Here is an 8,509-nt window from a genome sequence, read left to right on the forward strand (position 1 = left end):
TTTCATAGGATTGTTGGAGTCTTTAATATATCCATAAAGATTTCCTCTGTGACCTCCTATATAATCTCTGTAAGAAAGCGGTGTTGAGGCAAATACAGATTGTATGCATTTTCTAATATCAGGAAATTTTTTCTCAATTTCCTTGATAAATATTTCAATTTTTTCTTCTTTAAACTTTTCATAATCAGCCCCTCTATCTTCATTTTCAGAGACCGTATTATGAGTGTGCTCCCATTGTTTTACCTCATCATAGTTCATATAAGTAATAGCTGTTAAGCTATCGGCCCAATTTTGACTTTCTTTAGAAACATTCATAGAAAGCATATAACCTTCAGGCCAAGAGTCCTGGCTGTATTCATATGCGCTCCATACCTTAGTGCTATCCTTAAAATGATAATAGTTGTGGTTCATGTATGGGAAACAGTCCGGTTTGAAAACAATATAGATGCTAAATGCAGAGGGTAGTACTTCCAGGGTTTGGATTCGGTTGTAATATGTTTTTCTAAACGAATCGCTACCTATCATTTTAAGTGTGGTTTTAGGCTCAATATTTGAAATGAACAGTTCTCCCTGAAAACTGTTTCCTTTTTTAGTTTCTACAGCAGTAACCACATTATCAATAGTTTTGAACTTTATAACCTCTGAATAGTTAAAAACTTCTCCTCCATACTTTTTTAACTGACGTATGAGTTGTTTGGTAATTTGGCTTCCTCCATTAATGCATCGCCAGGCACTTTGAATGTATGAGTTTACTGAAAGTGCGTGTACATAAAAAGGCGTTTTGTCTGGAATACCGGCATATAAAAAATTAGAGCCGGCCAAAACAGCCTTTAACTTTGCATTTTGTGTAAAACCGTCTATATATTCTTTTGCATTGATAGAAAGAATCTCATTTTGATAACCATTGCCACTTCTTAAATTATAAAACGGAAATGAGTCACACGTATACTGAAGTTTTTTACAATACTCCTGAATATTTTCTTTTTCTTCGGGAAAGTATTTGCCAAGTTGTTCAACAAAATTTTCATATCCTTGCGCATGAGGATACTTTGTGTTGTCATCATCAAAGCTGATTAGATCAAACGCATTTTGGTCAAGTTTTTTAATGCGCAACTTTTCCATAATACCTATATAAGAGAAGTATTTATATAAATTTTGACCTTCTTCAAGACCGCCAATATAATGTACTCCGGTATCAAATATGGTTTTATCTCTTACAAAGGTTTGCAGATTACCACCATATTGCCTGTTTTTTTCAAGCACACATACGCTCTTGCCTTCTTTGGCAAGAATGATTGCCGATACAAGACCTCCAAGCCCACTTCCTATAACAACAACATCATATTTTTTACTCACGCTCAATTTTCTTATAAACTAAATATTTCCCTTCAAAAACTTGATGAAATGATAATGATTCCAAATGGTTTTTAAGGGTAAAGTTATGTAATAATATAACATTTTTTGTCTTTACCAACAGCTTATTCAGGACTTCTGTTTCTAGAGATGATTCTGAAATCAAAAGTGTGTCCCAGGGCAAACCGTGATGCAATGGAGAATCAACATAATTAATATTTCTTTTATGAACTAAATAATTTGCTGAAGCAATAGTTCGCTTTTCAGGATCATGTATGTAAGAAATAATTTTTCGGTTGGGTTGCTGTAAGCTTAAAAGGGCATCCCATTGTCCAAAATCATTAGTGAGATGAAAAATAGTTTCTTTATCTTTTAATTTGTTACGCAATGAAAAATAAATATGTTTTTGTGAGTCAAAATTAACCTTAACTGAATTGTATACAGAAGGTTCTTTATACAGAAAGGATAATAAAATTGTCTTGCGGTAGTAGTTTTCATCTTCTTGCTCAAACCTTATTTCTGAAAACATGCTTTTAAAATAAGCGCTCACTGTCTTTGTTTGTTTTGACAAGTGTGAATTTAACTGTTTGTCTGAATAGGGTAAGCGTTGATCAATTACAACAGTGATTTTTCCGTCATAAATAATGTGATCGCCTTTGGGGCACACGTCTGCATTTCCGTGTATGTAAATAGGCAATATGTCCAATTGAAACTCATTTGCTAAATAAAACGCTCCTTTATGAAAACGTTTTACTACATTGTCTTTCGAGCGGGTTGCCTCGGGAAAAACCATCAAAGAGTATCCTTCTTCCACTTTTTTTCTCAAGTGGGAAATTCCGTCATCAATGCCCTTGGAAACGGGATAAAATCCGGCTAGTCTAGCGGCACCACCAATAATTACAGAGTTGTAGACCCAATCGCTCACCAGAAATATTATTTTGGGACTCAACATTCCAATTGTTATTGAATCTAAAAATGAAGTGTGGTTTGAAATTATAACAGATGGCTTTTCAAATGTTTCATTGTGTGGATTGAGCACTTTTTTTACAACAAACGGATTGGTATATAAAACAGATTTTAAATACACAGAGATTACTTTTCTAAACCAAAGCATTTTTCTCTCTTTTTTCACAGGAACTAAAAAAAGTAAAACAGGTCCTAAAACAGCTATAATCAAGCCTCCCAGTCCATAATAAGTAAAGGAAAAAAAAGAATGTAATAACAAACGTAAACTAATTGGAGACTTTCCTTTTTTAACACGATTTTCAAAGAAAAATTTAAACAGTATTGGATAAAAAACAAACGTAACAATCAATGCTGAAAAGACACCAACAATCGAGGCTATTGAAATAGATTTTAATGCAGGATGCTTCGCAAAAATAAGAACACCAATAGCAAGTGTTGTAGTAAGAACAGCCAATAAAATAGAGGCCTTATATGTGCGTAAATCAATTTTAATGCCGGTATACCTTTTCTGTAATGCACTAGTCATAAATATGCTAAAATCTACACCAATACCAAAAACAAGCGTACAAACAATCAGGCTAAATATATTCAATTGTATTTGCAGCAAAACAAGGCTTCCCACAGTTACTATAGCGGTTATCACAATTGGAAGTATTGCCACTAACACTAGCTCTATGCGTTTAAAAAACAACCATAAAATTAGAAAAATAACGAGTAGGGAATAGTTTATCAAACTCCCGAAATCATCTTTCAACTGACCCAAAAAGGTTTCATTTATTTCCTGCCTGTCTATGAGCATTACCCCTTCCAGGTTTTGAAACTTTGAGACAAAATTTGCTCTCTGGGATTCATCAACCTTCACCAGCGTACTCACTGTATAAAAACCATTGTTTTCTGAAACAAATTCAGATACAGGAATTGTATTTATATTCTTAAAGTCATTCAGACTCTTTGGGTTAAAGTTGTTTTCTAAATGGGTGTAAAAGTTAGCATAAGTCTCCGGTTTAAAACCAAATTCTTTACTGCTTTCAGTCAATTCCTGCTTTAAAAAATCGATTCTTTCAGGACTCCAGAAATCATACCAACGCTTGATGCGTTCTTGTTGTTTTACTTCAGAAATAAGTACTGAGCCAATAGAACTCATTTTATCAATACCTTTTTCAGTCTTTATTTGTTGTAAAATTGATAAGACCTCATCATTCTTTTGTAGAACTTTTTCTTCTGAAGTGCCATAAACGGCAATATAAACTGACTTTGAGGTAATGTTTGTACTTTCTTCTAGTTTAGTCTCAGCAGATTTGAGTTCATCTGAAACAAAGTTCAAATCTGAAATATTACTGTTGAATTGAAGTTTTCCAAAAACAAACAAGCTAACAATCACAGCTGCTAATGTAAAAAGAACCAACACTTTATTTTTATGAAAATCAACTGCCGCCAGGCGGTCAAAAAGATGAGTTTTTTGTTTTTTAATAACTTGTGATGGGCGATATAAATGAGGAATGAAAATCAATGCAAAAAAGGCAGAAGCCAGAACACTCACTGCAGCAAAAACACCTAAATCTTTCAACACATCCGATTCTACAAAAAGCAGACATAAAAAAGATGCTGCTGTAGTGACACTACTAATAATTACGGGCTTCGAAATCTGTTCATACAGCGATTTAATATCAAAATGATGTTTAAAATGCGTGAGGATGTGAAGTGAATAATCAATTGTGACACCCAGTAAAATAGCTCCAACACTTATAGAAATTGCTGATACCTTCCCTAAAAACAAATAAACAAAAGCCAACGCCGTTACCGCACCAAAAACTGTAGGAATAAAAACAATAAAAGGTATAAATACCGTGCGATAATAAAAAACCAAAAGCAACATCAACAAACTTATTGACAGTGTTAATGTTGTGAGTATGTCTTTTTTTATCTGAGTTGCATTTGCAACAGCAATAAAGTTTGCTCCAAAAAAATCAACTGAAATCCGTTCCTTAAAATCAGTGTTTAAATGGTTTTTAATCTCATTTAGTGCATTGACAAACTCAGTGTTTTGCTTTGTCTCACTTCCTGAAAGGGTTGGCTTGATAAACAGCAATATTTTAGAACGATCGGGTGTTGTTAGAAAACCGTTTTCAAAGCTTAACTGGTCATCTGCCTGAAGGTTTTGTAGCTTTTCCAGACCCAGAAATGTAAGGCCTAAGGGATCTTTAAGTATCTGATTTCTGGAAATAATTCCTGTGGGTGAAATGAGTGTTTTATAATTATTTTCTGCAATTCTTTGGATGCTGTCAATTTTTAGTTTTGCTTCAATTGTTTCATAATCACTTTCAGATAAAAAAAGTGGTAAGTTTTCATAGAAAAAATCAAGAGTTTGACTAAAGTCTTCTGTTTGAAATTTACCTTGGACTTTTTCAATATAGTTTTTTAAGGGCTCAAGGCTGTCTAAAAACTGATTTGCAGATTGAGTAAGGTCTTCAAAAGTTCCTTGGTTTTCTTTCTGGATTATCACAGCAATTTTATCAGAAAAATCTAACTGCTGTAAAACTTTTGAAGTAATATCAGCTTGATCATTCTTTGGAAGGACTCTTGAAATATCCTCTTCAAACTCTATCTGAAAGGCAGCAAATAGGAAGGTGATAAACAATAAAATTAAAGCCAAAAGTGACAACCACTTTTGACGGGCAATGCGTTTATAAATTCCGTAAAAAAACCGATGCATTTTTTTGCCTATTTATCTTTTTTTGCTGTAAACGAAAGTACTAAATAACTTCCAACTCCGAAAAGAATTGCTGCAACTGTTGCCAGTATAAAACTCCCTAAAACATATTGCATCAGGCTGGCTTCAATTGCTTCAAATGGGGCTTGTTTTATGGAGGTAAGAGAAACTGTCCCGGGGATAAAAAGAGCACCAATTTTTAGAGATATAAATATGATTACAGGTATTAATGGCGGAATACTGATGTTTGAGGCTGCAAATGCAAGTGCTTTATTTAGCTTTAGAATAACTGCCAAAAATAAAACTAAAATAGTTTGAAAACCCCAAAACGGACTTATTCCAATAAATACCCCCAAAGCGATTGATGATACTTTTTTTCCTTTTGAGTCTGTGCTTTCTAAAACATCCTCTTTGATAAACCTTCGTATACTTTTTCGCTTAAAGTTTCTAAAAAAATCACGTGGTTTAATGTAAAATAACATCAGTACTACCAAGACTGTGTTAAGAACACTAATGCGAAAAAAGTCTTTGTAAGGCCTGAAATGACTCACGCGATCCTTTTGATCATAATGCACTTTAACGGGTATATTTTTCACAGGAATTCCCTTCCAGGCTGAACGCACAATTATTTCAATTTCAAATTCAAATTTGGTTGTGAAATATTTTTTTGGGATAGCTTTTAAAGGATACACCCTGTAACCCGATTGTGTGTCTTTGAGTTTTATTCCAGTTTCAAACCAAAACCAAAAATTTGAAAATCGGTTGCCAAAACTGCTCCCTTTTGGGATGCCTTCCTGAGACATATTTCTATTTCCTATCAACAAAACCGGATAGGGTTCCTGTTTTATTGCCTCCATAAAAACCGGAATGTCGTCAGCAAAATGCTGACCATCAGAATCTATAGTAATTGCATAGTCGAAACCCAACTCTCGTGCCACTTGAAATCCTTTTTGAAGGGCATAGCCTTTACCTCTATTTTTCTTGTAATCTACCAATATTATTTGTTGGTAGTTTTCCAAAATAGAAAGGGTGTCGTCTGTCGAGCCATCGTTTATAACAATTACATTGGTAGTCTTCATCAACACCTCATCCAAAACTTTTGTGAGGGTTTTTTGATTGTTATATGTAGGGATAAGAACACAAACCTGATAGAAAGCAGAAGGCTCTGAAGGGTTTGTGAGTGTTGGCATAATTTATAAGGAAAACTTTGGGGTAAATTTACTGAATAATCAGTTTAAAACCTGTGCTTTTTCCTCTTCACTAAAAAAATCTGAATGAGTTGCATAGTCACGAATACATTTTTTAACAGCCTCAGTCAAGCTGTCAAACTCTTCTAATATTAGGGCTTTATCGTCTTCCATATTGTCTTTGTATTTTACAATCCGTGGACTATTTTCCTGTACACTTAGTCTGATTAGTCTAATTTCTGGATTGTCATGATCCTCTTGTACAGCAGCTTCAATATTTGTAACTGCCAGTTCAAAAAACTCTTTTTTTTCTTTGATACCTTGACCGTATTGTGCCTGCAAAGCAAAGGAAGCACCCTTATATGCTTTTAAAATTGCTGTTGATGCATCCACAATTTCCATCATTTCATTAAACGATTTGGCTGTCTCTTCGGTTTTTGGGCCTGAGAAATAACTGCTTCGAATACTGTCCAAATCAGTTGCGAATTGAAGTAAAAAAATAAGTGTAATTAAACCTGTCAGTGCTTTCATATTAAACCTTAATATACGTATTTGAAAGTTTTAAAGCAACTGTATCTTCCATAAAAGTTGTGTTTTTTACTTTTATCTCATCATTTTCACCAAAACTTATTGCTAATTCAAGGCGAAGCCTGGAATTGATGTCAGGATTAATTAAAGCCATAAATTTCACATTTGAAGCTGTCTTCAGTTGTAATTCACAGTTGAGAAAACTTTGACACATTTCTTTGATAATTTGCAACATACAAACTCCGGGAGTGACAGGGTTGCCAGGAAAATGCCCCTTGAAAACCTCATGGTTTTTATTGAGGTTTATTGTTACAGAATAATTGTTTTCTGAAACTGTTTCAGTGCTTAAAATTGTATAAAAATCTTTTAATAACATGTAGTTGGAATTAGTGCTGAGTGTTAAAAGTATAAGAAAGTCCTAACTGAAAAAGTAAATTGGTGTTATAAGAATGTACATGAGGTGAATTTGAAGTGCTGTAATCAGATTCAAAAACATCTAAAACACCTGCTTTTAAACGTCCTTCTAATTCTAGGTTTTCAAGAATCCTGAAGTAAAGACCTGTTGTAAATCCAAAATCAAGGTCGGTATTTGTATATATGTTATTTTCCAATTGAAAATCTATTGTAGGTCCAATAAGAAAGCTAAAGCGTTTATTGAAGTGTAATTTGTTTGTCAGGCCAAGTGATAAATAAGAGATGGATATTGTTTCTTTTCTTGAAGGGTTTTCAAAATCATTCCAAAATCCGGAGGAAACTTCGATATTTTTACCACCTTGGTTTGTATATGTTATTTCAGGTTGGAGGGTGTAGAGTTTTCCCAAACGCAAAGCTCCAAATGCACCAATGTAAAAATCAGTATTAAAGTCAGACTCTACCTGTGTTATTTTAGAAATATTTAACCCACCTCTCAACCCGGGTTTAAATGAAACCTGTGCCTGTAAACATTGTATTCCAAAAAATAGGACAATTGAAAGAATAAGGGTGGTTTTCATTTTTTAAATTGGTTTAGTTTAATTTTTAAATCTATATCACGATGTTCAACCAAGATAGAGTCGGCAAAAGTATTCTTTTTTGCAAAAAAGTGAAAGCTAACTTTTTCTTTTATGCTAGTGGTTTCCACAACTTTTTCCAACAAACCTGAACTGTTGTTGATCATAACATAATGAAACAAACGTTCACTTGTATAGGTTTCGTAAACTGTAAAGCTTGGTTTTAACAATAGTTTAAAATCTTTTTCTAATGTTTTTCTAATGAGTTTCCTATCAAGTTGCTCGGCTATAAAATGTATTTTAAAACTTGATTGTGAGAGCTCTACGTCTAGCAATTTAAAACCAAAATCAGTTGTTAATACTAACCTGTGCTGGTCTTTAGTGATTTTTTTTACGATAAAGACACCGCTAAACTCATTGTTATAGGCCGAAATATGAGCCCGATACACGTAATCTAACTCAGGATCTGAAAAATACTGATTTTCAACAAGCCTTAATTCATTATTAGTCAACTCTGCATTGTGAGGAACATAAGATTTACAGGAAACCAGCAAAAATACCAGACTACTTATTTGTAAAAGTGTTTTGATCAAGACGAACGTTTGTTTCTTTATTCCTAAAAACGATGTGTGTATAATCTTCAGACGGTTCATAGAGTTTAACCTCAGCTATGGCAGCTGTTGTTTTGTCAAAATATAACTCCAGACTTGAAATATATATTTTGATATCATTTGATTTTGGATTCAAAACAGCAATGTTAAAGTCCGGGTTTTTAA

The 8,509-nt window shown here is 33.6% G+C and carries 8 protein-coding genes; all 8 read right to left on the reverse strand.

Features of this window, described 5'->3' with window-relative positions; translation table 11 throughout:
• A partial coding sequence (locus tag AACY61_RS04645) for an NAD(P)/FAD-dependent oxidoreductase (RefSeq protein WP_339610420.1) occupies nt 1–1,356 on the reverse strand: 1,356 nt, incomplete at its 3' end.
• Nucleotides 1,349–5,032 (reverse strand): 1-acyl-sn-glycerol-3-phosphate acyltransferase, encoded by a 3,684-nt coding sequence (locus AACY61_RS04650; RefSeq protein ID WP_339610421.1) that lies wholly within the window; start codon nt 5,030–5,032, stop codon nt 1,349–1,351. The genes AACY61_RS04650 and AACY61_RS04645, both read right to left, overlap by 8 nt.
• A gap of 8 nt (nt 5,033–5,040) precedes the next feature.
• Nucleotides 5,041–6,219, reverse strand: coding sequence for a DUF2062 domain-containing protein (locus tag AACY61_RS04655; protein ID WP_339610422.1), 1,179 nt, complete (start codon nt 6,217–6,219; stop codon nt 5,041–5,043).
• A gap of 39 nt (nt 6,220–6,258) precedes the next feature.
• Nucleotides 6,259–6,747 (reverse strand): hypothetical protein, encoded by a 489-nt coding sequence (locus tag AACY61_RS04660; protein ID WP_339610423.1) that lies wholly within the window; start codon nt 6,745–6,747, stop codon nt 6,259–6,261.
• 1 nt (nt 6,748) lies between these two features.
• Nucleotides 6,749–7,120: a 3-hydroxyacyl-ACP dehydratase gene (locus AACY61_RS04665; RefSeq protein WP_339610424.1), complete on the reverse strand. Its 372-nt coding sequence runs from the start codon at nt 7,118–7,120 to the stop codon at nt 6,749–6,751.
• Nucleotides 7,121–7,130: 10 nt separating this feature from the next.
• Nucleotides 7,131–7,736 carry an outer membrane beta-barrel protein gene (locus tag AACY61_RS04670; RefSeq protein WP_339610425.1) on the reverse strand — a complete coding sequence of 202 codons (606 nt, stop codon included), beginning with the start codon at nt 7,734–7,736 and terminating at the stop codon, nt 7,131–7,133.
• Nucleotides 7,733–8,326, reverse strand: coding sequence for a hypothetical protein (locus tag AACY61_RS04675; protein WP_339610426.1), 594 nt, complete (start codon nt 8,324–8,326; stop codon nt 7,733–7,735). The genes AACY61_RS04670 and AACY61_RS04675 overlap by 4 nt, the downstream gene beginning before the upstream one ends.
• Nucleotides 8,298–8,509: outer-membrane lipoprotein carrier protein LolA (locus AACY61_RS04680; RefSeq protein ID WP_339610427.1), on the reverse strand; the 212-nt coding region annotated here is incomplete at its 5' end. The genes AACY61_RS04680 and AACY61_RS04675, both read right to left, overlap by 29 nt.

Origin of the sequence: uncultured Planktosalinus sp., assembly GCF_963973675.1 — a bacterium.
Taxonomy (GTDB): Bacteria; Bacteroidota; Bacteroidia; order Flavobacteriales; family Flavobacteriaceae; genus Planktosalinus.